Origin of the sequence: Phocaeicola sp. GP0067 (assembly GCF_031119655.1) — a bacterium.
In the GTDB taxonomy this organism is placed as follows: domain Bacteria; phylum Bacteroidota; class Bacteroidia; order Bacteroidales; family Bacteroidaceae; genus Phocaeicola; species Phocaeicola vulgatus.
In genome coordinates this window covers 191,600-218,159 of the sequence record NZ_JAVHZY010000001.1, presented here as the reverse complement: position 1 = coordinate 218,159, position 26,560 = coordinate 191,600, and the positions used below count along the sequence as shown (strand labels likewise).

Here is a 26,560-nt window from a genome sequence, read left to right as displayed (position 1 = left end):
TATTCTATTTCACTTCCCATTCAAACAAACCCGATGAATTATCGGCCGGCTGAACAATCTCCAGTTTTACCGCTTTTGTCTTTACCGGGTCAAAATTGACTGTATTCCCCGTACCTTTTTCCACTCCATACTTATCCGCTCCACTCACCGGTTGCCACTGGCCTTGTGCATCTTTATAGTACATCTTCCAACTTTGCGGTATGCGGCATCCTCCCCAAGGAGCATCATCATACCAATATACGGTAGCACTGGAAACAGTCGCTTCGGACGGGAACTCGTAGGATATCCATTCAGTAGTTCCCTGTTTGGGCCACCAATGGTAATAGGGTACGGAACGGTCATTCTCATCTTTCGGCACCAGACGGTCATTAATGGCGGAGATGGATTTCACCTTATGCGAAGCATCCACTTTGCTTTCCGATGCCAGCGTAGCAGGCATAGTCGGACGGGAAGCACTTAATTCCTGCGGCAACCACACTGCCATAGCACCTGCACCGCGGTGTGCCCAAGCATAGTAAGGGATCAACGTCAGCTTCACATCAGTAGCCGTCAGACGACCTCTGTCGTCATAGCCCAGAATCTGCGCATCCGTCTTCAACTGGTTAATGCCATAGAGCAAATCCGGTTTTTCAACCACCTCGAATTGAGGAGTGCGGTTCATAAACACGCTCAGCACATCAAAATCATTATCCGGCCATTCCGCACAATAAACGATCGGGCCACGCTCCACGGCTATACGTCCACGATCTGCCTCCACTTTATTATTGGCTTTCACCGTACGAGGCTCCATATCGAAATGAACGGCTACTTTATCCCCTTTCTTCCAACGGCGGTCTATGCAGAAATAACCGTCCTTCAGTTCACTCTGTACCGGTTCTCCATTTACTTTCACTGTATAGCTCAAACGCTTTCCATCCGAATAAGTGTACAGGTCACTGGGAACTACCTGATTACGCACCCATCCCGGAATACGGATTTTCATTGTAAACTGTCCGGCATTGTTCTTGTTGACACCGATAGTGACATCACCGTTCCAAGGATAATGAGTAGCCTGCTCCAAAGAAACAGCCTTGCCCTCTACCTTCAAGTTCGAAGTATTGGACATGAACAGATTAACATACACGTCCTTACCTTTCACCGCATACACATATCCCGGCAAAGAAGGAATGAAACGACAGATATTGGACGGACAACAGGCACAGCCGAACCAAGGCTGGCGCTGGTGCTGCCCGATGCTTTCCAACGGATTAGGATAGAAGAACCCGCCACCATCCAGGGACACGCCCGAAATAAGACCATTATATAAAGTACGTTCCAGCACATCATAATATTTTGCCTCACCATGAAGCAGGAACAAGCGGTAGTTGACATACACATTACCGATAGCCGCGCAAGTCTCACAATAAGCGGACATATTGGGCAGTTCATAGTTCTTGCCAAAAGCCTCCCCATTGCTGGTGGCGCCGATGCCGCCGGTAATATAATATTTTTTGCCCACAATGTTGTCCCAAATACGGTCTATGGCATGGATATAAGCCGTATCCCCTGTCAGTGCGGCCACATCTGCCATGCCTGCATACATATAAGCGGCACGGACAGCATGTCCCACGGCCTCATCCTGCTCCACTACCGGCTTGTGCGCCTGACTGTATTCATCTGTGCGGGTGGTGTGTCCACGCTGGTCCAAAAAGAATTTGGCTTGATCCAAATATTTCTGTTGCCCCGTTACCAAGTACAGTTTGGCAAGAGCCATTTCGGCAATCTGATGTCCCGGCACACGGATTTGCTGTCCTTCGCCCGTACCTATCTCCCGGCAGACACAGTCGGCATAACGGATAGCGATATCAAGGAAATTACGTTTTCCGGTAGCCTGGTAATGCGCAATAGCACCTTCTACCATGTGTCCCAAGTTATAGAATTCATGACTCAGTTCCTCCACCTTCTCCCACCGTTTGCTTCCTGCCCACTCATGCGGATGCTTCGGGTTCATGGTACGCGAAGTATAGAGATAACCATCCGGTTCCTGTGCCGCAGCGACAATAACCAGCACACTATCAATATACTTAGCCAGTTTTTTGTCCGGATAGGTCTGTAACAGATAACTGGCACCTTCTATCGTTTTGTACACATCAGTATCATCAAAAGCCAGACCGCCTACTTTAATGGTATCACTGGGATGGGCGGCATTGACAAAGTTAGTATAACGTCCTGTTTCCTCACATTTGCTGAACGCCAGAGGAATCGTTACTTCACGGCTGGCATTCAGCCGTTGCCCCCAGAATGAATCGGTTACTTTCACCGAAGTGAAAGGTACGGGGTCGATAGGATAGCCGTGCGACTGATTTTTTACTTGCGCTGTTCCGCCTGCTACGGTAGCAGTCAACAGAGCAGTGACTAAAAGTTTCTTCATGGTTCTATCATTTAATTGTTTATCATAGTTTTTGCAAAAATACATATTCCGGTCATAGGAAAAGGGTGAATCACTCTTTCAACGGCAAATATTCATCCCATAATTTCAATGAGTGCAGATAACCGGTAAAGGGCCAGTCTCCTTCGGCATTGCGTCCCAATGTGATGAATTGTGACGGTTTCACCAGCAACTGGATATCTTTTTCACTGACTAATTTTCCATTGATATAAACCTGTTCCATCCGCCCATCAAAGCAGATATAGATGTGCTGCCACTTTCCTGCCAACTCCTTCATGTCCTTATATCCTGCATCTTCATACCAGCCATAGTGATTGATTACTCCACAACGAGGCTCCGTGCCGTTGACCAACATGATTTTCTCCAATTCATCATGCGAGGTAGTAAAATCGGCCACACATTCATTTTCACTAATGGAATCATTCAGTACCCATGCCTCCAAGGTATAAGGAGCATTATCCTGCAAAGTGGCAGAAAGCATAAAACTGGAAGTATAGACCTGAGTACCCTCAAAATGAAATGCCTTTTTCCCTTTCACTTCTTTCACAACGAGAGGTAATTTCCGGGCTTCAAAATACCCTTTTACTCCTCGGTTTTCCAGATAAGGAACCGTATCGTTCACTACAAAATCATCGGCAGAAAGACTGACCACCAGCCCATGTTTCTGCTGATTGGCTACAGGCAGACGCACGATATCCGTTTCCGCATCGTATGCCTTTTCCGCTGCTTCCTGTTTCCAATTGTAGAAACGGAAATTGGTAATGACCAAAGGTTCGGTGGAACTATGCAGCGTAATCGATCCCGACGAAAGACACGACTCCGCTTCATAACTCTGCCATTTACCTGACCTGTAAACCAACCCACTAACTGTATGCTCTTTGGACGAGGAGAGTAACGGATGACTATACTCCAATGTAGTTCCCGGTTCCAGTACCAACGCATCACGCCCACCGATGCGCTGTATGCGTGCCGAACCTTCCTTCAAAGTAAAAGCCCCTCCCAGCATCCCTTCATTGTTCTGCCATTCACGACCATTCCAATCGGCAGCGGTAAGTCCCAGCCATTGTTGCGGAGCCGATGCTTCCACACCCTCAAAGATTTTCAAGTTCCAGACCGCCCCGCCAAATCCGTTCTTCTGTCCTCCGGTAAAGGTAAGGCGGACATAACGAGCCTTCACCTTGCCAAAATCGACCATCGGGCTGCCTGCCAGACGATTATTCCGCTTATCAGCGAAAACAGACCAATGCTTGCCATCGACAGAAGTTTCAATTAAATATTGATAAAATTGTGTGCCATACTCAAATTGAGTCCAGATAGTTTGTATCTGCCGGGCAACACCCAAATCCATTTCTATCCACTCCTGTCCCATTCCACGAGGACGCCATAAAGTTCCGTTATTATCATCTACAGCATATTCGGGACGGAAATCGGCATCATAAAAAGAAGAAGCCCTCACCTTAGCACCCAATGCCAGATTTTTTGATTTCACTACAGAAGATGCCAATGCACCTATTCCGTCATGAGTGAGAATAAGGGGTTTAATACTTCCATCTTCGGCAAACTCCATACGGTCCACACAAAGCTGACGATGAAATCCGCGGTTGGAATGCGGATTATCATGACGGTGATAGACCATATAATATTCATTGCCTTCTTTCAAAACGCTATGATGTCCCGGCCCATGAATTGTTCCGTCGGTATTGGTTTCAAGAATACATCCCCGATAGGTGTACGGCCCCATGGGCTTGTCCGAAGTGGCATACTGCACCCGATAGGTGTGGTCGTGACAGGAACCCGAAGAATACATAAAATAATAGATCCCCTTTCGTTTCATCACAAAGGGCGCTTCAAAAAAATCCGTAGCTTCCGTATTTGGAATCAGACGCGTTTCAGTAAAACTCTTCATATCGGAAGCCAGTTTTCCGGCTCCGCAACCGAAACCTTTATAAATTCCCCAAGTCCCCCAATACAAATATACAGAACCATCATCATCCACAAAGGTCTGCCCATCCAATGTAATGGCATTCGTCACAAAACGGTCGGGTACAAGAACAGCCTCACTTTCGCCCAATATATTTTTCCAAGGACCACGCGGCGTTTCACTGACCCCGCAATGAATCATACAGGGCTGACAATAAAAATAATAATAATTCCCATCCGTATGTTTCATCACATCGGGAGCCCATATCCAATGACTGTCCGGCCAGTTCATGGGCATTAACGTCCAGTTTACAAAATCCTTGCTGGTCCACACCTGTGCAGGACCGAAACCGGCCCCACTGCCATCCGTAGTGGCATACATATAATACGTATCGCCAAACTTCTTCACCGTGGGATCGGCAAAATATCCGGGAATAATGGGATTCCCCGTACCCGAAGCATTAAAAGGCTTCTGAGCAAAACCTGTAGCAGCTCCCAACAATAAGGAAGCAACAACCAATCGTATCTTATTCATCTCTATATAGCAAAATTCTATTTGTCCCTGCGACGCTTATTCATGCACCACATTATGAATGGGAATTTCTATCTCATAAAAATATTCCTGCAACAACCGATACATATCCGGATCATACGTCTTCAGTTTCGTGCGGCGGTTCACCCAGTTATGAACTCCGTTTGCAGGTTCGGCATAGCGGTTACAATTAAAGAAAGACTGTACGCACTCGGCAAAGTATTCCTCTTTATTGCTCACCGCATACGTTTTTTCCCACAGCCCTTTCCGGATTGCATTCTGACGAAGTGCCTCCAAACGCTCATTAAAGTCTGGCTCCACTCCCACTATACCTACCGTATGAATAAGGTGAGCGAACTCATGAATCAGGATATTCTCACCTACATATTTATCCTGCGGCAATGCCAGCAGATTCTCTTCTCCGCAACTGGATGAAAATTCATCTTCCGGTGCTCCGCCAAAACCACGGGCACGCCAGTTCCAATATTTAATGCTGTCCTCACAATTGCAGATATGGGCAAACTCCGGCAAATCGCAAGTTTCCTCATCTTTACCGATTATCATGACGTGGCAGCCTTTCTTCACCATGTGTGCCTTCACATCCGGACGTTTTGCCAACATCAAACTGATGATATCACAAGCTTTCAATAAGGCCTCATCGCTCACCTTTCCGGAAGAGGTGACATACAGACCTTCTGTCTCTATGTATTTCTGATAGAAAGAAGGAATATTTTTCCCTTCAGGAATACCGGTAACCTGTCCGTGAACAGGGCAAAGCTCCAACTTCATGGCGAATCCGCCTCCCGATGCCAGATGCAAAGTCAACCGGCTGTCCTTATCAATCCGGATGGTTTCCTTGCGATAGTCCTCGGCCTGCTTGTTGGCATTCACACCGTCTTTAAACAAAACAGCCGTATAAGACATTCCTTCGGGAAGGAAAGAGAAATCGAGCTGCACATCACGTTCATCCCAATTGGTCATACCGCCGATATACCAGTTCACATCCTTCTTACGCACTGTTACAATATATTTTCCCAACTCGCCCGAAGCAATAAAAGTAGAATCCACCTCCACAGGCAGAGAAGCTATGAAATCCACACATTCCTGCTCATTCAGATAGTTGGTAGGCGCATCACACAACATGGTAAAAGGAGAATCGTGTACAATATAGGCAGCCAGCTGATGACACCGGGTTCCCATGCTGGCCGGCGTGTAATACATGGCGCGCCAATCTGCCTTCGTGGCATTGCGCATAGCTCCCGGCGTATAATCCACCGGTCCCGCCATCATACGAATATAAGGGAAAGTAACATCATAAAGAGGCATATTATTCTTGATATCCGTCCATTTCACCTCTTCCATGCCGAACACGCTTTCAAAATTGATAATATGGGGGTAGGTACGGTTGATACCTGTCGGTTTGTAAATGCCGTGCAGATCAAGGGTTAATTTATACCGGGCCGTCATCTCAGCGATGCGATACACCATTTCGACGGCAGTCTGATCATCACGATCCAGGAAATCCACCTTAAAACCTTTGATTCCCATATCCGCATATTTCTTACAAGCTGCTTCCAATTGGCTGTCGAGTACATTAAACACCGTCCAAAGCACTATTTCCACCCCTTTGGATTTGCCGTATGCTATCAGCTCCGTCAAATCAAGTTCGGGAATAACGGTCAGCATATCCCCGCTCTTCGGATCATACCATCCTTCATCCAACACAATAAACTCCAATCCGTTCCGGCTGGCGAAATCGATATAATATTTATACGTATCCATGTTGATACCGGCTTTAAACGGCACTCCTTTCAGATTCCAGTCATTCCACCAATCCCATGCCACTTTGCCTGTCTTTATCCATGAGGTATCACCGATACGGTTGGGAGAAGCCAGAGCATAGACCAGGTTGTTGACCGGCATATCCGTATCTTTTTCAGTAATGGCCAACACACGCCACGGATAGGAACGGGAGCCACGGCTACGGGATATAAAATCGGTAGTTTCAGTTACATATTCCTGCTTCCGCCAAGGATAAAAGTCTGTTTTAGCCGGATAAGGAGCAAAGACACCTTTCAATCCATACTTTCCCTGCTGTGACTGCACAAACATGCCCGGATAAGCTTCGAGGTCGGACTCCAACAGGGTCAGTTTTACGCTGCCGCAATCCACGGTAACCGGAAGAAAAGCCAGTTTAGGCTGTGCTTTTGACAGAGGAGTGATGTCATATACATTCTGATAAGCCATCGCCATCGGTTTTTTATCATTGGTGGTATAAGGAAGATAAGCCGTATAATCTTCCTTAAAATTAAACTCGGCCTGTTCCTCCTTTATAATGATATCCGAAGATTGTGTGGTATAGAATCGATAGGCGACTCCCTCATTGTATGCACGGAAGATGATTCCGAACCCGCCTTTCAGCTTCAAGTCGAGTTCGTTGCCTGTTGCAACGAACTCCTTGAAACGGTAAAAAGGTGATTCTATGTTATCCTTTATCTTTCTCCTTCTTTCCCCTGTGATACGGGGAGTTTTACCTACTATAGTTCCGTTTTCCAGAACCAAACCTATATTAGAGTGTGAGAGAATTGTATCATTTCCATGCATCACTTGGTAGGCCAGTTCGTTTCCGGCGCTGATTTCCACTTTCAATGTTCCATCGGGTGAAGAGAGTACATATTTCTTTTCCTTGGCTGCAAATGAAGCATTTCTAATCAATAAAAGCAAAGATAAAATTGCAAGACAGAGTTTCTTGTTGTTTTTCATAATCTATCGGTTATATACGTTGTTCACTTGCAAAGTAAAATAAAAAAATTACAAGAAAGGGAAGATATAATATAATGTAATGGCAGAATCGTCCAATAAATCTCATTTTATGAATTTGACAGTTAGGCGGTTGTACTATTCTTCCATTCGTTTAGACTATTTTTTTATCCTCTTGGAGGTGTACGATGTAAACAGCTATTAAAATTGCATATTCAACACAATAGTCGCTTTATACTGTACACCATTTCTGGTATATATCAGAGTAGGTTTCAACATATATTTCTGGCCGGCAACACTTACTCCTTTCCGGTGTCCGTATGTCATGGTCAGTCCACTGAATTCTACATAGACCGGTGCCGTATCACCCCAGTTGCCTACGTTGCCATTGGCTTCACACCAAAATCCGTTATTGGCAGTAGAAGTGTAAGCAAAAGTGCCGTCAGTCTGACTGAGTGCGATAACCACTTTGTCCTCGGCAGGTTCTGTACCTACACTGGCCAGTTTACTTTCCAACACGGCAGGCTTCATGACAAACGCCTGTGCCAAATCTTTATTTGTTTTCAGGTCCACCGTTCCTTGTGGATAATCCTCGGAACCGGCATTGCACTTCACATCGAATGTCAATGTAATATCTTTAGGCATAGCCGTCTCGTCAATAGAGAAATTGCCAAGCAAGTCCGTTCCTTCAAACTTTACTTTGTAAGGCCATTGCTCATCGTCAGTCTCATCATCATTCCATGGATGTGACTTATACTGAACGGGAGCGCCCATTACCACTAGGCATAATTTTTCTGTTCCGATCGGTATCGTATAAGAAACCACTCCTGCATTTTCCTTATTCATAGATGCGTATTGTGGAGCTCCATTCACAATAGCCACAAATCCATATCGCCATCCGGCTGCCGTATTGCCACCATTATTGTTGTAAGCGGTAGCCGTACCTGCCACATTGCCGTCGGCATCCAATGTCGTTCCCGGATCCTCTTCTGCCAAAGCACATCCCACAGCCAGTCCGGCAAAATTCGCCTTGACCGTTGTTCCGGCTTCGGGAACGTTCAATGGAATGATATTGAATCCAGTAGTGCCCGGACAGCTGGCATAGCCTACCTGATAATATCCTCCGGCTGCATCATACATTTTCGTTGTATAATTGCAAGCGGTCTCTGTGACATAATTCCGCACCACGTCCATATCATAAGTCACCATACGGGTAGCGTAGCCATAAAGTTCCGTATAAAGTGTTTGCAAGTCATTGTTACAGTACAGACGCTGATAAGTCATGAGCGGATCTTCCGGATAGCGCGACTGTGTCCAGACATTCCCTACCACATCGACTCCATGTTTCTGCGCCCAGTAATATTGCAACCAATAACTGGCATAACGCATCCATTCATGATTGAAATGGCGATGGTAATTGGCTTTCCACACATCTACATGGTAACCGAACAGCTCCGCCGGATAATCTTGGAACGACTGCCATTGCGCACATTGTTCCCAAAAGCCATTTCCACCTTCACCACTCGACCCATAACCGTATCTGAATCCTACTTGCGAAAAGTCCGCCTCTCCGTTCAACATCTTGTCACAACTTACCTGATACTGGAAACTATGTCCTATTTCGTGCGCAATGGTAGAACCTACCGGTTGGCAGGTGCTGGGATTTACCCACAATGCACCGATTGTATTGTCGTAACCGGAACCTGTAGCAAGCCACTCAGTCTGATACAGCAAGTAAATCTCCATCTTATATTTATCCAGAAAAGACTTGTTTTGCCCAGTGTCAGCAAACTTCAAGGTTTCGATATTTGTCCGGTAGAATTGTTCGGCCTTTGCCAATAAATCATCAATGTCTACACGCAATACCTCCGGCACTGACTCTGCTCCCGGATCGTTGCCGAACCCCGGTTCCCAAAACACGAAGAAATGCTCGCTTTGCTTCATGCGCCACCATGACCAGCGCGCATCACTGCGAAGCATATTCATATTACTAAACTCAATAGGTTTGTAATATTTATCAAAATCTTTGATATCAGCCGAATTCAAGGTTAACACAGCATTGGGATTAGCTTCCTGGCGGATATGGACGGTTACTTCGGATTCTCCGCATACTATGACAAGAGTTGCTTCCCGATAGTTTTCGCTATCATTCTTCTGCAACAACATGGGCAATGAAATTTCGCCTGCCTCACCTTCATATCGGGGCAGTTTAATCCAAGTGCAACTGGAATCGGTGGCACGGCTGGTTACATCTTCTACAGTGGCTGTCCAAGGACCGGTAGCGGAGAACTTTACGGAAGCTTCTGTCTCATCCCAAAATAGTGTTTTGCTTTGCTGACTGCTGTCTAGGGTGAGCTGGAGGATAATACTTTCATCCTCGCTGTCACTGCAACTGCTGAAGGCAATAAAGAAACAGCAAAAAATGGATAAAGCAAATAGTAATTCTTTGCACAATAATTTCTTCATAATTATAGCTTTTATTGGAGTCCCATTTAAATGCCTGCGGTAAAGTCAATATTTACCCCATTACCACTAACACATATATAAAGTTTTTGATGGTCATTCGTTTCAGCTAAAACATTTATAAAGCTAAAATATCCTAATAAAGTCACTAAAAGACTTCTTAATAATAATATTTTCACACATTTGTTTTTCTGAATTTACTAAATAAAAAAGAGAAACCAATATCCATTATAGATACTGATTTCCCTCGATAAAATATTATTCCAACGTTGCTTTAACAATAAACTCTACGAATTTACTATTATCCTCCTTAAGCGCATATACAAAATTTACATTAAAAACAGAACCGGAAGTTGAAGCTGGATTTCGACCTATATTAACCATATCACCATTCTCTTGTGTTTCAACAAACAAAACACTACCAGTCGAACCATCATCACTCCAATTCGTTACTTTTAAATTAGAAGTCAGCCAATAACCTATTCCACTACCACCAGCAGTATAATCACTAGTAGTATTCCATTCACCAGATTCACTATCGACCATATACAGAGCAATCGGGCCTCCCGGTTCTTTGCAAGCGGTAATGAATTCAGATAAAGTCAGCCCCAAACAACTTTCTATCACCTCCTGATAATCTGCAAATTCAATAGAAAATGCAGAATAGTCACCTGCTGGAATAGTATTGGCAACAACAATACGTCCCGGATCAGTAACGGTCACATCAAAAGCAAAACGTACATAATCATCAAAATTTGCACCATTGTTTATAGCAAATCCAACGTTAATGGAGATAGCTGTACCTACAGAAGCGGTTTCGAGCACATTAAGAACCAGCTCCTTCTTTGTTGCATCCAACTCAATACTAGCTATACCAGAAGCTGCATCACAAACACCGCCTGCCGTATTATAGTACCAACCGTTGGTACCCTTGGTAGGAGCTGTTCTATTCCAACAGTTTTTCGATATATTGATAGGATAAAACACCACACTCCCATTAGACAATGCAGCCAACGTCTCATCTACCGTCATCCCCAAATACGTATGAAACTTTTCTGCATAATCAGTCAGTTTAACCGTCTTCGCTTCCAAACGGCTGATGGGAAACTCTGCTTTGGTAGAAACCACAGCATCCGCATTCGTCTTCAGATAGGGATTTTCATTCTCCCCGTACACATGCTTGCTGGTAGCATCCTCCGGATCCGTACTGCATGCAGCCAGTGACAGAGTGAAACAAGCAATTAAAGCATATATAAAATTCTTTTTCATCGTACTTTTCTTTTTTTAATTAATGAATTCATTATTCGGCACCACCATATCCCGGATTCTGCTTCAACTTAATGTTGCCATCCAATGCAGACTTAGGTAACGGAAAAATATCACAATGCCTGTCTGTCTTATCCGTCTTCGCATCTTTGCAAAACCATGACTTGCCATTATATACATTCTGATTGGTTCCGTTTATACGGAAACGGATCAAGTCCTGACGACGGTGATGCTCTGCCACAAACTCCCAGGCCAGTTCGTCCAACAAACCACCCAGTTCAATATCATCGCCCCCTTCTTCTGTGATAATCCAGTTATCGGCTTCTCCCATGATTCCCTGATTCTCCCGATGTCCGTAGTTATAACGGCTGCCACCCTTCAATTGAGCTACAGTAACCGTTGCTTTACCGGGATCGGACTTGAAGGCACGTTGGCGTACAGCTGTTACCAAATCGGCCGCCACTTGCTCGCTTTCTCCATTGTAACCACCTAAACGAAGCAAGCACTCCGCTTTAATAAAATAAGCATCAGCCAAACGGAAGAAAGGCACATCATCATAAGAAGTTCCATAGTCGCCTGAAAGTATTTCATATTTCACCAAGCGTTCACTTTCAAAGGGATAGCAACCGGGATTGTCTATACTATGTAATTCCCGAGTATATACCAAAGGTTCACTGTCCACATAAATGGGAGCACCGGCATAGTCATATTGCTGTCCTGATATCCAACAGTCTTCATAGCGGCTGTCTTCTTCATCGTATGTTTCCAGAAATTGAGGAAGAACAGCCGCCCCACCGGTAGCCCATCCGTTAAACTGCCACGTTGCACGTCCGGCTACATGCATCCACATATTTGCCATATAGTTACCTCCGGCATAATTGAATTCAAACGGAATACCAAAGATAATTTCAGGCGAACCGGAAATATCTTCTCTAAAATTATCCGAATAATTCGGAGCCAAAGAGAACTTGCCACTGTTAATCACTTCATTTACCTCATCAATAGCCTTTCCGTAATAAGAATTATCAGAGTAATCATTGAACCATGCATTGTGGTTCAAATACATTTTTGCCAGAAGCATATTGATGGCATAGTCGTTCAGCTTACCCATTTCTACTTTTGTTCCACATTTCCCCTTTACATCCGTCAACTCACTGATCAGGAAATCCCACATCTGTTGGGGAGTTGCCTGTTCGGGCAACCATCCGTCTTCATGTTCATATTGCGTATCCAATGGGATGTTGCGGAACAAATCGAATAAAATATAATAATAAAGAGCGCGATAAGCCCTTAATTGCGAAGAAGTGGTTATATCAGCAGCAATGACTTCATCTGCCAACAGTTTGTTACAGGCATTGATACCGGCATAGTTACGGTTCCATGTATCATTGAAATGGGCTATCTGTGAATGGAACTGATGTTTGTGCATAGACACGTACAAATCCCCCCAGCCGATACTGATCCGATAAGGAATACACCATGAATCGGACGACTGGTCCATCATATCGGCATAACTATACCATCCCCAATACACATCACGAAGACTGCTGTATACCGGAGCAAACATGGCCGCCCGGTCTTTTTCTGTAAACTCATACTTCTCGGAAGCAATCGTATCATAAATCGTTTCGCTCAAATCTGTACAACTGCCCACAGACAAGGTACAAGCTCCTATCGCTGAAGCCCAAAGTGCTTTATTGAATATTGTTTTCATGTTAGTTCTTCATTTAAAAGTTAGAAAGATACATTCAGACCGAAAGTGAATGAACGGGTAGAAGGATATTTATCGCGCCAGTCAATACCCAAAGACCAAATATCACCATTTGACATTTCAGGATCCAATCCATCATATCCGGTAATGCAGAATAAATTATCGGCAGAAACATAAGCCCGGATATTTTTCACAAACTTACTGCTTTTCAATGGAATGTTATAGCCCAACGTAATGTTAGTCATTTTCAAAAAATCACCATCTTCCAAATAATAGCTTACAAAAGTCTGTTTTTGGGCTGTTGATAAGGTATATTGTCCACCATAAGGAGCCTTTTGCACGGATTTCAAGCGATTATAAGCGATCGAGTTGTTCTCATAATAAGCACGAGGCTCGTTCAGAATCTTAAAACCAAACTGGCCTGTCATCTGGAAAGATAAATCAAAATTTTTATATCTGAACGAGTTGTTCCATCCCAAATACAATTTAGGAAGAGCATTCCCTAAATATTGACGGTAGTCATCATTAGACAGCATATTGTCTGTAAACTCTTCAATCTCACCAGTCTTTGCATTTTCAATCAGCCATAAGCCATTCTCTGAAACACCAACGGACTTCATGCCATAAAATTGTCCCATAGATCTCCCCACTTCCATCCGCTGGGTAGAAAGATTGATAGGTTCACCCAAATAAGCATGATCTATCTGATTTGAAGTCTCATACAAGTCATTTGAAAGACTCAATAATTTGTTCGCATTATGAGAGGCGGTAACTGTGGTTTTCCATTCAAAATCCTTTGTCCGTACAGGAATGGCATTGACAGCAATTTCAATACCTTGGTTACGCATCTTGCCGGCATTAGCCAAAGTCTTGTTATACAAATTGGGAGGAGTCGGTACCGTAAAATCATATAGCATATCCGAAGTCTTCTTCTGATATACATCAATAGAACCACTCAGGCGTTCATCCAATACAGCCCAGTCCAGACCAATATTAAATTCCTTGGAAGTTTCCCATTTCAAATCAGGATTAGGATTGGATTTTACGCTTAACCCCTGATGCCAGACGCCATTATCATAGAAATAAGGAGAACCATACTCATACCGGGTTAATGAATTATAAGAGTCACCTACAATGACACCTGTCACACCATAACCGGCACGTAACTTTAAGTTATTCAGCCACGTAAGGCCTTCCATGAATTTTTCGTTACTGATAGTCCATCCCAAAGAAACAGAAGGGAAAGTAGCCCATTTATTGTTCTCACCAAATTTGGAAGAGCCTTCACGGCGTACACTCAGCAGAACATTATATTTATTATCGTAACCATAGCTCACACGTCCGAAGAAACCAATCAAGGTATTGTCATTCTTGTAACTGCTCATGCCGGCTTTTCCATCTTTCAAAGCTGTACCTAATCCCAAGTTATTCCAAAGATAAAAATCTGTTGGATAATCATAGTTATTAGCTCCAAAACCTTCATTTACATTATACTGGTAATTATATCCCACCAATGCATCAAAACGATGTTTATTCCAAGTATGATTATATTTAGAAGTAACTTCCAGATTATCTGTGATATATTCATTCTGAGAATGATAAGCATATCCTGTGTGATTCTCGCTCTTCTGTGAAAAATATTCGGAAGTATAATATCCACGATTATGATCACTAGTAACCCTACGGCTTAACATGAGGTTGGTCTGCCAGTTTTTAATCGGTTCAAAGGTGATATTCCCCGTCATCCGGGTATTCTCACTATTGTATTTACCATCCTGTTCACGGATGATACCTACCGGATTATAATAATAATTTACGGCAAAATTCTCGTAAAAAGTTCCATCCTCATTCCAGATGGGTTCAGTAGGGTTACGCATAATAGCCTGTCGGTAAATACCCAGACCTGCCGCATCAATCGGACCATTCTTATGGAATGTCTTTACCATATTGAAATTCACTTTCAACATATCATTTAACATCCAGTGAGAAACATCAAACCTCATTCTCATCTCTTCATTATAGGTCTCAAGCAACACACCTTCCTCTTTGCGATACGTAAAATCCGCAGAATAAGTGGTATTTTTTGATCCTCCGGAAATATTAAAATTATGGTTATGAGTAAATGCAGTACGGGATACCGCATCCAACCAATCCGTATCATACCCTTTATCAGCATAGTTTGTCAATCCCTGACGGATTTCCTCTGCTCCATAGAAATCAAGCGTCTTGCCAAACTTGGAAAGAGACATATACCCGGAATAATTGGCAGCCGTACGCGACTCGCGCTGGCCGTTTTTTGTAGTAATCAAAATAACGCCATTAGCACCTCGTGTACCATAAATAGCTGCCGCAGAAGCATCCTTCAACACATCAATAGAAGCTATGTTTTCGGGGGAAACCGTTCCTAAACCACCTTCTATTCCGTCCACCAATACCAATGGAGTAGAGCCTCCCTGCAATGAAATCACACCACGCAAACGAATTGTAGATTCCGCATTCGGATCACCGGAGCCTTTCGCAATGGTCAATCCTGCCACTTTACCTTTAATCAGTTCGGCTGCATCTCCAATCTTACCTGCTGTAAAGTCTTCGGCCTTCACAGAAGCCACCGCACTGGTTACATCTCCCTTGCGCTGCGTACCATAACCGATTACAACCACTTCATCCATCAGTTCGGAATCGTCTTGCAGGGTAATATCTTTCTTACCACCATTTCCGACTGGAATTTCCTGGGTCTTATAGCCAATATAAGATATTGTCAAAACGGACTGGGCACTTTTTACCTTCAGCGTATATTTACCGTCAAAATCGGTAATGGTACCGTTGGTCGTTCCTTTTTCCATGATATTGGCACCAATGATAGGTTCCCCTTTCTTGTCTTTCACCACACCGCTTACTGTTACAGTTTGCTGTGTAATTTCCATTTTCATAGACTCTGCTGTTCCCGGCAGTGCAAATACAGGGCTCATCCCTGCACCCGCAGTAAGGAAAAGACAGGTTGCGGCCTTTAGCAATGCTTTGCTGAACAAGACCCGATTGTCATGTGTTTTCATCATACAGTTTTATTTAAAAGGTTTATATGTTCATTCAGTTCACTTTCCATTCAATCACCCCTCCCGAAGCTCCTTTCTGCAATTGTGCTGCAATTTTAAGCCCCTTTGTTTTGACAGGAAGAAGAAGAAAATAATTATACACATATATTACTGCATGTTTTATTTTAAGCTTGGCATGTGAAGATGTTAATATGAGTCACCCGGTATTGTTTTATCGTAAACGGATAAAACTACCATGGACAACACCCCACTCCCGAACGCAATTCTTATCTTATTATCTATCCATGGACGACCTGACCAGCGGATTCAACATCGGCACCAATTACACGCTGAATCCACAATTCAATGAAATGACAGGATTCACAGAAAAAGATGTACGGGATATGCTGGAGTATTACTCCACAACATGCCCATTCAATCATTCGGTAGACGAGTTGATAGAACTGATTGCTTTTCTACTTCGGAATGCTGACCATCAGCGGAATGCATAAAGGAGAAACCAAACTCACCATCCCTAACCAGGTGGTATGTGAACAACTCCTTGCCTACATTCTGGATACTTATCATGAAAACGACTTGACTTTCGACAGTTATGAAAAGAGGAAGCTTGTCTCAGGGCTGGCTTATGATGGCAAATGGAAACCTTACTTTGAATACATTGCCGGATGCCTGCACCGTTATGCCTCGCAGCAGGCCAAGCAGAAAGGTGAATATTTTGTTCATGGTTTTACTCTTGCCATAACCGCACAAAATCCTTTCTATCGTCCTGTGTCCGAGAAAGACAGTCAGGAAGGATACGTCGACCTGTTCTTGCATCCGTTATTGGATATTTACAAAGACATAAGTCACTCCTACATCATCGAACTGAAATATGCCAAAGGAAAAGACAGTAGCGAACGGATAGAACAATTAAGGCGACAAGCCATTGAACAAGCTGAACGCTACGCTTCGAGCGAGTCTGTGCAGAAAGCGATAGGTCCTACCATGCTACATAAAATCATTATTGTATACCGAGGCATGGAAATGGTTGTTTGCGAAGAATTGTAATCGATAAGAGGCAGTGTCTGCCCTTACAATGGAAGCATTCATTCGTCCGTTCTATCCACGTTTTCATCGAAAGTACAAAATTATTGCTTCTTGTCGCATTTGTAATTACAAAGATAAGATGCCATTTTTCGATGATTTTTCGTATCAGTTTCTTCTGCATCAGCACATTACCATTCCAAATCATGCACAGTATATTACTGTAAATCAACGATATACTGTGTAAATAGATTCCAAGTCCCCTTGAAACGGTTTGCCATTCTCCGCTGTCAAATTCGGCTTGACGTATACAGGTTGTTTTAATTCCTGTGCCATAGCTGTGGTCGCTTCCTTGCAAGAGAGCATAGCTGTGGCATATTTTGTCTGGCTGCGTTCGTTGCTTCGCCTAGGTGAAGAGGCGATTTCACTTTAGTGAACAGCCATTTTCACTAGGGTGGAGTAATTGCTTCACTTAGGTAGAATATCAAACGGAACGGAGTGAAGATACGATAGGAACAGGTTCTTATTACATACGCAACAAGATTCAATAGCCGAAACAAACAGTATCCTGTCCTGTCAGATATGAACTATGATGCCCACGAGTAGCCGGGAGGCAGTGAGGGGCCGACTCTACCTCCTGTCCGCTGGAATTCCCGAATGCGAGCATTCCCAAAAACGGATTTGTTTCCCCACCGACATACCAATTGAGGGGGATTTGAGAGACTTTTACACCGGAAGTGATTAGTAATGTGCATATTACTGTGACAGAGCGTTTTTGTGCTTTATGTATATCCTTATGCTAAAACCGAAATTTAAGTAAGAATAATCTATCAGAGGCTTTGTTTCTTCTTATTACGAATAACAGACATATCACTTTTATCAGTTGGAAGGAATCCCTGTCCTGTTTCTGTTAAGGAAAGCTGCCAATGTATTCCTGCTCACTTTCAATTTCCTCGCCATCTCCGCCTTACTGGTTCCCGCCTCCAGCATAGCCTTAATTTTTTCTTCTTTTCCCGTAAGTTTATATTTCGAGTTATGTCCTCCCATGGGACGTCCCAACTTTTGTCCGGAGGCAATTCTGCGTGCAAGTCCCTCACGGGTACGTTGGGAAATCAAGTCGCGTTCTATTTGTGCGGAAAGGGAAAAAGCGAATGCCAATATTTGAGATTGTATATTATTTCCCAGCTCATATTTCTCTTTCACCGTGAGCAGGATGACATTTTTCAACATACATGCATTCAGTATACTCATTACTTCCATCAATCTTCTTCCCAAACGAGAGATCTCCGACACAATCAATGTATCCCCTTTCTTTATTCTTTTCAATAGTACGCCAAGCTTTCTGTCTTTGGCTGACCGTGTTCCTGAAACCGTTTCTTCCACCCACACATCAATTTGGAAATCCCTTTGTTTGGCAAAACGATTTATCTCGAACCGCTGGTTCTCTACAGTCTGTTTATCAGTTGAAACCCGAATATACGCATATATCATAGCTGCATCATTAAGTTTTTTATTGAATAAGGAACGCCAATCTAATTTATATTATCAGAGAAGGAAAGTTTCACCGGATCTTATTGAGGTTTTCTAAGAAGAATTAAGTATCTCCAACTATTCAAGCTCAAAAAACAGACAAATCTGCTTAATCCTTGTCTTTACAAGATAAAACGATTGTCCAATAGAATGAAAAAATTGTCTATAACAATAGTATAAAACACTGATAATCAATATCATTATATTAAAAATGGATTGATCATCTTTAAGACGATTTTCGCAGTATAATAGATTTTTCTTTTATCTACTTAATGGTTTATTCACTTACTTTGCATCTGTTGACATAGTTGATACTGAAATAAAAAACACAGATATAGTATGAAAAACAAATTGCAAATAGTATGGAGCAGCATTGCTATAATAAGTGTATGCGCATGTAGCACACCTTATACACAACCTGATGCTCCTATCAAAGAAGTTCCTTTCACCCAAGTTCATTTAGATGATAATTTCTGGTCACCGCGGATTGAAACCAACCGCACCGTTTCCATCCCATCCGCTTTCAAAGAATGTGAAAAGAACGGCCGATTCGATAACTTTGCCATTGCGGGTGGTCTGATGAAAGGCGAGCATCGCGGTGACTTTTCTTTCGACGATACCGATCCCTATAAAATTATAGAAGGAGCTTCCTACTCGCTGGCCGTAAAATATGACGGGAAACTGGATCATTATCTGGACAGTGTAATCCATATCATAGCTACCGCACAGGAACCGGATGGTTATCTTACTACTTGTGTAACCAATCAATGTACCCGTTTATCCGGTTGGTGGGGCACGCACCGTTGGGAAAAAATCAACAGCCACGAACTTTATAACAGCGGCCATTTGTACGAAGCCGCCGTTGCTCATTATCGCGCCACCGGAAAACGTACATTATTGGATGTGGCTATCAAAAATGCCGATCTGGTATGTCAGGTCTTCGGACCCGGCGAAGGGCAGATCCATCGTCCCAGCGGTCATCCTATCGCCGAGATGGCTCTTGTCAAACTATATAAGGTGACAGGTGATGAGAAATATTTGCAGACGGCTAAGTATTTTGTAGAAGAAACCGGCAGAGGAACAGACGGACATAAACTGAGCGAATATAGTCAGGATCACAAGCCCATCCTGCAACAAGACGAGATAGTAGGTCATGCCGTCCGTGCCGGATATCTCTACTCCGGAGTGGCAGATGTAGCCGCTTTGACTCATGATACCGCCTATTTCAATGCCTTAACCCGTATTTGGGAAAATATGGCCGGCAAAAAACTCTTTATCACAGGCGGAATCGGTTCCCGCCCACAAGGTGAAGGATTCGGTCCGAACTATGAACTGAATAATCACACAGCCTATTGCGAAACCTGCGCCTCTATAGCCAATGTGTATTGGAATCATCGTATGTTTCTCGCTACGGGAGATGCCAAATATGCGGATGTGCTGGAACGCGCGTTGTATAACGGAGTCATTTCGGGCGTATCACTCAGCGGTGACAAGTTCTTCTATGACAATCCGTTGGAATCCATGGGGCAGCATGAGCGCCAGCACTGGTTCGGATGTGCCTGCTGTCCGGGCAACATAACCCGTTTCATGGCTTCAGTACCTTATTATATGTATGCCACTCAAGGCAATGATGTGTATGTCAATCTCTTTATCCAAAGCAAGGCGGATATTGAAACGGAAAGTAATAAAATAAATGTGGAACAAACTACAGGCTATCCGTGGGACGGAAAGATAAGTATTGCCGTCACTCCCGAAAAAGAACAGGAGTTTGCTTTGCGTGTGCGTATCCCCGGATGGGCGCAAGACGCTCCCGTACCCACAGATCTCTACTCATTTACAGACAAGGCTCAGGCTTACAGCATTTCTGTGAACGGTTCCAAAGTCAATGCGAAGCAATATGATGGTTATGCCACCCTTGTACGCAACTGGAAAGCGGGTGATGTGGTTGAAATCAATCTTCCTATGGAGGTACGTCGTGTGAAAGCAAATGACCAAGTAGAGGATGACCGTGGCAAACTGGCTATAGAACGGGGTCCTATTATGTTCTGTCTGGAAGGACAAGACCAAGCCGACAGTACTGTATTCAACAAATTCATCCCCGACGGTACTCCGATGGAGGCTTCTTACGATGCCGGTTTGTTGAATGGCGTAATGGTGCTGAGCGGTACAGCTAAAGAAATTGACAGGAATGGTAAGGTAAAAGATGTTCCCTTCAAAGCAATTCCTTATTCTACATGGAACAACCGCGGTGCCGACCAGATGGCTGTATGGATTCCCGAAGCGGCCGAGTATGCCCGCCCCACTCCGGAAGCTACTATTGCCAGCAAAGCACGTACTCTGATGATACAGGCTCCTATACAGAAAGATGCTCCCGAATCGGCTTCGGTGGAAACATGGGCATGGGGGGTAAATGACCAATGGGAACCTAAACGCTCATCGGATATCTCGAAACCTTACCACTATTGGTGGCTGAAGAACGGTACTGTCGAAACACTGGCTTATGAATTCGACCAGCCTTATACCGTATCGAACGTACAAGTGTATTGGTTGGATTTTGACCATTATGACGGAGATTTCCGTGTGCCGGAAAGCTGGAAACTATATTATAAAGAAGGCGAAAGTTGGAAAGAGGTAGAGGCGTTGACTGAATATACTGTAAAAAAAGATTGCTATAATAGTTTGGATTTCAAACCTGTCAAAACAAAGGGGCTTAAAATTGCAGCACAATTGCAGAAAGGAGCTTCGGGAGGGGTGATTGAATGGAAAGTGAACTGAATGAACATATAAACCTTATAAATAAAACTGTATGATGAAAACACATGAGAACCGGGCCTTGTTCAGCAAAGCATTGCTAAAGGCTACCACCTGTCTTTTCCTTACTGCGGGTGCAGGGATGAGCCCTGTATTTGCACTGCCGGAAGCCAGCACATCAGTCATGGAAACAGTTCAACAAAATCAAACCATCAGCGGTCGGATTACCGATACCAGCGGGGAACCTGTCATCGGAGCCAGCGTTGTGGTAAAAGGAACGACCAACGGAACCATTACCGACTTTGACGGTAAGTTCAGCCTCAATGCACCGGCCCAAGGCACATTGACAATATCCTACATAGGATATAAAAAGATGGAAATATCCATCAACGGACAACGAACTGTAAATGTTACGCTAAAAGAAGATACGGAGATACTGGATGAAGTGGTGGTGGTAGGTTATGGCACACAAAAAAAAGCAACCCTGACAGGCTCTGTATCATCTGTAAGCGGTGAAGATATTAAAAAAGTCTCAGCAGCCAATTTAAGTAATACCCTAGCCGGTAAGACAGCCGGTATCATAGCCAATACCCGTTCAGGCGAACCTGGCGAGGATGGAGCCGACATTCTTATCCGCGGAAAAGGGACTTTAGGGAATACTTCTCCACTGATCGTTGTGGATGGTATTGCTGACCGTTCATTCAGCCGCCTCAACCCTGAAGACATCGAATCTATTTCTGTACTGAAAGACGCTTCTGCCGCCATATATGGTGCACGCGCCGCAAATGGTGTTATCCTGGTAACCACCAAACGCGGTAAGGAAGGTAAAATGCAAGTAAACTACAACGGCAGCTACACACTTTCCCAACCGACACGCATCCCCCAAATGCTGAACTCCTACCAGTATGCGACTTATGTAAATGAATATGACGCCGACCCACGCCACGATCAGGGCGGTATCACTTATTCCGATGAAGTGCTGCAACATTATATAAATCATGATGATGATCTAAATTATCCCGACACAGACTGGTGGGATGCAGTGGCCAAAGATTGGGCAGGAAAAACTCAGCACAGCTTGTCCGTAAGTGGTGGCAATGATAAATTATCCTTCTATTCTTCCGCTCAATATATGTGGCAGGATGCCATTTACAAACAGAGCACACAGGACTACAAGCAATATCAATTCATCACCAACATTGATGCCAAAATCAACAAATCCGTACGTTTTAGTTTTGATATTCTGGGACGTCAAGAACAACGTAACCGTGGAATTTATTCGACTCCCTACCTGTTTACTTATTTCCTGACCACTTTTCCCGGCAGCGCTCCCTATTTCCCGAACGGACTCCCACGAGTAGGTTACGATGGTATCACCCGCAATGCCGCCATTATGGTGACAGACCAGCCCGGATACAATAAATACACCTATAATATATTAAACCTGAAGCCCTTGCTGCATATTGACCTGGATATGATTACCAAAGGTTTGTATGTAGAAGGATATGCCGCACTGGATTTCCATTTTGATAACGGCAAATCATTAAATCAGCCGTACGACTTATATTATTATGACAAAGCAACCAATGAATACCAGAACAAAAGAGCAGATACCGGTAAAATCAGTGTAAACTCCTGGTCTAGCAACTACAAAACAATCACCCTGAATGCCCGTATCGGTTATAGCCATACATTTGCCGAAGCTCACAAAGTAGATGCATTCGTGGCCTACGAACAAAGCAAATATGATTATAACACTCTTTCCGCCTATCGTACCAACTATCTGTCTACAGCCATTCCTGAAATATTTGCAGGCAGCAGTGTACCCGAAGACAAGGACAATGGAGGTTATTCAGACGCTACAGCACGTTGCAATTTCTTCGGACGTATCAACTATGGATATAAAGACAAATATTTAGCAGAGGTAACATTGCGCTACGATGGCTCCATGAATTTTGCTCCCGGTCATCGTTGGGGATTGTTCCCGGCTTTCTCACTGGGTTGGGTGATGAGTGAGGAAAAATTCTTCGAACCGATAAAGGATGTGGTCAGCTTCTTCAAACTGAAAGGTTCCTGGGGCATGATGGGTAATGACAATATCGCCGCCTATCAGTTCATGTCCCAATACAAATTCTTAGCAGATAATAAAGGGCCGTACTTTGGAGCAGGAGAGGACGGACACATCAACCAAGGCTTTTACCAAGCACGAGTAGCCAATCCAGTAGTAACTTGGGAAAAAGCAAAGACTTTAAACTTAGGTTTATCCACACAATTCTTAAACGGAAAATTTGGTCTGGATTTTGATTGGTTCCATTCCAACCGTAATGATATCCTTTGTTACCGTAACGCATCCATTCCTTATTACGCAGGAATGACTCTGCCACAAGAGAACATAGGTGAAGTTACTAACTCCGGCATAGAAATCATAGCTACATATCGAGATCGTGCAGGTGATTTTGAATGGGGGATCACAGGTAACTTAACTTACGCAAAAAATAAGGTGAACTATATGGATGAGGCAGCCAGCACTCCTGCATGGCAAAAGACAGAAGGCCATCCCATTGACGGACAAGTACTCTATAAAGCATTAGGCATCTATCAAACTCAAGAGCAGGTAGATAATACGCCACATATTGACGGAGCCAAACCAGGAGACTTGATTTATCAAGATACGAATGGCGACGGTAACATAACATGGGATGATGCAATCCGTATTGATGAAACAGCTACTCCAAAAATCATTTACGGATTTACATTAAATGGAGGTTGGAAAGGTATCGATTTAAATATGTTTTTCCAAGGACAGGCCAAAGCCAGCCAATTAGTCCAGCCAACCATGAACATGGCGACAGATTTTTATGAAGGACGCTGGAAAGAAGGAAACACCTCGGAAGAAAATGCCAACGCACGTTGGCCTAAAGCCTTCATAAAACAAACTTATGGTGATACTTGGAATGGGCAAGCTTCGACATGGTGGTTACGTAATGCATCCTTCTTACGTTTAAAATCAGTGGAATTAGGTTATACATTGCCTAAGGATCTAACAGCTAAAGTAGGAATACAAAAAGCACGAATTTATGTCAACGGAGCAAACTTATTTACGATTGACAACTATAAGATTGCTGATCCGGAAGCAGGTGTAACACGTAATGACAACAACGAAGTAATCAACTCTAACGGTGTGCTAAGCTATCCGTTACAGCGAACGATTACTTTCGGTGCCAATATTACATTTTAAGAAACCCAAAAACGATGAACAATGAAAAAGATATATTTATATGTAGCCTTTGCATTGGCTAGCATAGGCATGATTTCTTGTACAGATATACTTGATCAAGACCCGCTGGACTCTTTCACAGATGAAGCAGTATGGAATGATCTTGCCCTTTCAGAAACTTATCTGAATGCGCAATATATGAACCTGATGGCCGAAAACATGAAGGGCACCCGCTTTGCACACTATACAGACGAAGTTTTTCAAAAACATACTTATGGTTCAGAAAATGTGACCCAAGGATTATTAAGCTGTGATAATGCCGGAATCGGTTGGGATGATACGATGTGGGATCCCTGGTATAGTTATTATCAATATATAAGCAAGTTGAATCTTTTTTTGGAAAAGATAGATAATGTACCCGGAGATGAGACTTCTAGAAACGAACAAAAAGGGCAAGCCCTGTTTCTACGTGCATGGAATTATCACATGCTATACAGCTTATTCGGACGTGTGCCTATCGTAGATCATACTTTTGACCTGGATTCTTCATTTGAACTGCAACGTGAAGATATGGATAAAGTAGCCGATTTCATTATAAAGGATTTAGATGAGGCCGCTGCATTGCTCCCTATAGAGTATAGTGATCCCAATGATTTCGGACGAGTTACCAAAGGAGCTGCTCTAGCTCTGAAATCCAGAGTACTATTATATAAGGCAAGTCCATTATTTGGAACACCCAGCACTGAAAAGTGGCAAGCGGCAGCAAATGCTGCAAAAGCAGTATTCGACTTAAACAAATACTATTTAAAAACGGTAAATAACAGTGAGGAATATGGAGCATTGTTTTATGATGTGAAAAATCCAGAAGTTATTTTCGAAAAATTATTTGACCCTAAATACGGATCAGGTGATAATAACTCATTTTTATATCAGGCTCCATGCGGCATTGGTAACGGCTTCCAAGGATGGGGGAATTTCAATCCGACACAAAATTTAGTGGATAAGTTCCAAATGGCAGACGGTACTGCTTCTGAAAAGAAAACACACTATGACTATTATCCCTGGAACGGGCGTGAAATTCGTTTTTATGCCGCTTTCTTATTAGATGGAGATGAATGGGGGTATGGAAAAGACAAACGCGAGGTAGAAGTATATTATGGAGGAGATGAAACGATTCCTGCCGGCAAAGACAGCAATTGGGGTGAATATTGGTGGAATGCCAGCAATACAGGATACTCCATGCGGAAGTTTCTCGACCCTTCTTATGATGCAACAGGAACAACCATGCACACTACCCCTTGGTTCTTCATCCGTCTTTCAGAAATTTATCTCAACTATGCCGAATGCCAAATTGAGCTAGGTAACAACTCAGAAGCTTTAGAGTATATAAATAAAGTACGTACCCGCGCACTTTTACCACCCGCTACAGGAGAAGATATCAGGGCCGAATATGAATATGAAAGACAAATAGAGCTGGTATTTGAAGGGCAACGTTGGTTTGATCTTCGCCGTTGGAAAAAAATGTATGAAGAATATAGCAAGCCTATTTATGGCGTGACTATCGGCAAATTTAAAAATGAAGACGGCACCTACCGCAAAGAATACTGGACAGATAATATAGTTTCCACACGTGTATTCAATAATGACAAACTGTATTGGGTACCTGTTCCGCGTTGGGAACTGAATAAGTCCAAACTGATTGATGCCGCTCCTTACGAATAATACTATTGGGAAGCAACAGATTATTAATATTAAAAAAGGAGTGTCCAACAAAGATACTCCTTTTTTAATCACCTTCATACATAAAGGAATTTCAAGTCAAATTTTCCTATATAGCTCACTATCCAGACTATTTTGCTATATTTTTGCATGATTGTTTCATATCAATACCTCTCTAAAAACTACT

16 protein-coding genes are annotated in these 26,560 nt (G+C 43.3%); 5 read left to right on the top strand and 11 right to left on the bottom strand.

The window, feature by feature from the left end; translation table 11 throughout:
- Window positions 1–4: 4 nt before the first annotated feature.
- The 8 genes from RE317_RS00790 to RE317_RS00755 all read right to left on the bottom strand — a co-directional run bounded on the left by RE317_RS00790 (window position 5) and on the right by RE317_RS00755 (window position 16,133).
- Window positions 5–2,410, bottom strand: a complete 2,406-nt coding sequence (locus tag RE317_RS00790) for a glycoside hydrolase family 127 protein (RefSeq protein WP_117873358.1) — start codon at window positions 2,408–2,410, stop codon at window positions 5–7.
- Between the two features lie 70 nt (window positions 2,411–2,480).
- Complete coding sequence (locus RE317_RS00785; RefSeq protein ID WP_117873352.1) at window positions 2,481–4,883, bottom strand: family 43 glycosylhydrolase; 2,403 nt, start codon at window positions 4,881–4,883, stop codon at window positions 2,481–2,483.
- 36 nt (window positions 4,884–4,919) lie between these two features.
- Window positions 4,920–7,643: a glycoside hydrolase family 97 catalytic domain-containing protein gene (locus RE317_RS00780; RefSeq protein ID WP_117873350.1), complete on the bottom strand. Its 2,724-nt coding sequence runs from the start codon at window positions 7,641–7,643 to the stop codon at window positions 4,920–4,922.
- 198 nt (window positions 7,644–7,841) lie between these two features.
- Entirely contained in the window at window positions 7,842–10,106 is a 2,265-nt protein-coding gene (locus RE317_RS00775) for a DUF6055 domain-containing protein (RefSeq protein ID WP_016271770.1), read from the bottom strand.
- 26 nt (window positions 10,107–10,132) lie between these two features.
- The gene (locus RE317_RS00770) at window positions 10,133–10,282 is read right to left on the bottom strand and encodes a hypothetical protein (protein ID WP_154577111.1); all 150 of its coding nucleotides are present in this window, start codon (window positions 10,280–10,282) and stop codon (window positions 10,133–10,135) included.
- A 79-nt stretch (window positions 10,283–10,361) separates the two neighbouring features.
- A complete protein-coding gene (locus RE317_RS00765; RefSeq protein ID WP_008666523.1) occupies window positions 10,362–11,372 on the bottom strand; it encodes a DUF4859 domain-containing protein in 1,011 nt (336 codons plus the stop codon).
- Between the two features lie 31 nt (window positions 11,373–11,403).
- Window positions 11,404–13,083: a RagB/SusD family nutrient uptake outer membrane protein gene (locus RE317_RS00760; RefSeq protein ID WP_117873348.1), complete on the bottom strand. Its 1,680-nt coding sequence runs from the start codon at window positions 13,081–13,083 to the stop codon at window positions 11,404–11,406.
- A 20-nt stretch (window positions 13,084–13,103) separates the two neighbouring features.
- The gene (locus tag RE317_RS00755) at window positions 13,104–16,133 is read right to left on the bottom strand and encodes a TonB-dependent receptor (protein WP_057280400.1); all 3,030 of its coding nucleotides are present in this window, start codon (window positions 16,131–16,133) and stop codon (window positions 13,104–13,106) included.
- Window positions 16,134–16,324: 191 nt separating this feature from the next.
- Between RE317_RS00755 and RE317_RS00750 the strand changes: the two genes are divergently transcribed.
- Window positions 16,325–16,624, top strand: coding sequence for an AAA family ATPase (locus tag RE317_RS00750; RefSeq protein ID WP_032933418.1), 300 nt, complete (start codon window positions 16,325–16,327; stop codon window positions 16,622–16,624).
- Window positions 16,617–17,180, top strand: a complete 564-nt coding sequence (locus RE317_RS00745; protein WP_308280736.1) for a PD-(D/E)XK nuclease domain-containing protein — start codon at window positions 16,617–16,619, stop codon at window positions 17,178–17,180. Before RE317_RS00750 ends, RE317_RS00745 begins: the two co-directional genes overlap by 8 nt.
- A 204-nt stretch (window positions 17,181–17,384) precedes the next feature.
- On the opposite strand, the gene RE317_RS00740 is transcribed toward RE317_RS00745, so the two are convergent.
- From RE317_RS00740 to RE317_RS00730, 3 genes are all read right to left on the bottom strand, one after another.
- On the bottom strand, window positions 17,385–17,522 hold the full coding sequence (locus RE317_RS00740; protein ID WP_008666515.1) for a hypothetical protein: 138 nt from the start codon (window positions 17,520–17,522) through the stop codon (window positions 17,385–17,387).
- Between the two features lie 178 nt (window positions 17,523–17,700).
- Window positions 17,701–17,829 carry a hypothetical protein gene (locus RE317_RS00735; protein ID WP_259320333.1) on the bottom strand — a complete coding sequence of 43 codons (129 nt, stop codon included), beginning with the start codon at window positions 17,827–17,829 and terminating at the stop codon, window positions 17,701–17,703.
- A gap of 206 nt (window positions 17,830–18,035) precedes the next feature.
- Window positions 18,036–18,647 carry a master DNA invertase Mpi family serine-type recombinase gene (locus RE317_RS00730; protein ID WP_005844090.1) on the bottom strand — a complete coding sequence of 204 codons (612 nt, stop codon included), beginning with the start codon at window positions 18,645–18,647 and terminating at the stop codon, window positions 18,036–18,038.
- Between the two features lie 378 nt (window positions 18,648–19,025).
- Between RE317_RS00730 and RE317_RS00725 the strand changes: the two genes are divergently transcribed.
- Genes RE317_RS00725 through RE317_RS00715 form a run of 3 tightly spaced genes read left to right on the top strand, consistent with a single transcriptional unit; the run spans window position 19,026 to window position 26,376 of the window.
- The gene (locus RE317_RS00725) at window positions 19,026–21,461 is read left to right on the top strand and encodes a glycoside hydrolase family 127 protein (RefSeq protein ID WP_008666516.1); all 2,436 of its coding nucleotides are present in this window, start codon (window positions 19,026–19,028) and stop codon (window positions 21,459–21,461) included.
- Between the two features lie 34 nt (window positions 21,462–21,495).
- Complete coding sequence (locus RE317_RS00720; protein ID WP_008666510.1) at window positions 21,496–24,675, top strand: TonB-dependent receptor; 3,180 nt, start codon at window positions 21,496–21,498, stop codon at window positions 24,673–24,675.
- Between the two features lie 21 nt (window positions 24,676–24,696).
- Entirely contained in the window at window positions 24,697–26,376 is a 1,680-nt protein-coding gene (locus RE317_RS00715; RefSeq protein ID WP_008666509.1) for a RagB/SusD family nutrient uptake outer membrane protein, read from the top strand.
- The last annotated feature ends 184 nt before the right edge of the window (window positions 26,377–26,560 follow it).

Bases quoted from the DNA above. Each gene is read 5' to 3' on its own strand.
- RE317_RS00750 (WP_032933418.1), top strand. From the start codon at position 16,325: ATGAGTCACCCGGTATTGTTTTATCGTAAACGGATAAAACTACCATGG.
- RE317_RS00785 (WP_117873352.1), bottom strand. From the start codon at position 4,883: ATGAATAAGATACGATTGGTTGTTGCTTCCTTATTGTTGGGAGCTGCT.
- RE317_RS00720 (WP_008666510.1), top strand. From the start codon at position 21,496: ATGAAAACACATGAGAACCGGGCCTTGTTCAGCAAAGCATTGCTAAAG.
- RE317_RS00715 (WP_008666509.1), top strand. From the start codon at position 24,697: ATGAAAAAGATATATTTATATGTAGCCTTTGCATTGGCTAGCATAGGC.
- RE317_RS00790 (WP_117873358.1), bottom strand. From the start codon at position 2,410: ATGAAGAAACTTTTAGTCACTGCTCTGTTGACTGCTACCGTAGCAGGC.
- RE317_RS00780 (WP_117873350.1), bottom strand. From the start codon at position 7,643: ATGAAAAACAACAAGAAACTCTGTCTTGCAATTTTATCTTTGCTTTTA.
- RE317_RS00775 (WP_016271770.1), bottom strand. From the start codon at position 10,106: ATGAAGAAATTATTGTGCAAAGAATTACTATTTGCTTTATCCATTTTT.
- RE317_RS00765 (WP_008666523.1), bottom strand. From the start codon at position 11,372: ATGAAAAAGAATTTTATATATGCTTTAATTGCTTGTTTCACTCTGTCA.
- RE317_RS00730 (WP_005844090.1), bottom strand. From the start codon at position 18,647: ATGATATATGCGTATATTCGGGTTTCAACTGATAAACAGACTGTAGAG.
- RE317_RS00755 (WP_057280400.1), bottom strand. From the start codon at position 16,133: ATGAAAACACATGACAATCGGGTCTTGTTCAGCAAAGCATTGCTAAAG.
- RE317_RS00760 (WP_117873348.1), bottom strand. From the start codon at position 13,083: ATGAAAACAATATTCAATAAAGCACTTTGGGCTTCAGCGATAGGAGCT.
- RE317_RS00745 (WP_308280736.1), top strand. From the start codon at position 16,617: ATGCATAAAGGAGAAACCAAACTCACCATCCCTAACCAGGTGGTATGT.
- RE317_RS00740 (WP_008666515.1), bottom strand. From the start codon at position 17,522: ATGCTCTCTTGCAAGGAAGCGACCACAGCTATGGCACAGGAATTAAAA.
- RE317_RS00725 (WP_008666516.1), top strand. From the start codon at position 19,026: ATGAAAAACAAATTGCAAATAGTATGGAGCAGCATTGCTATAATAAGT.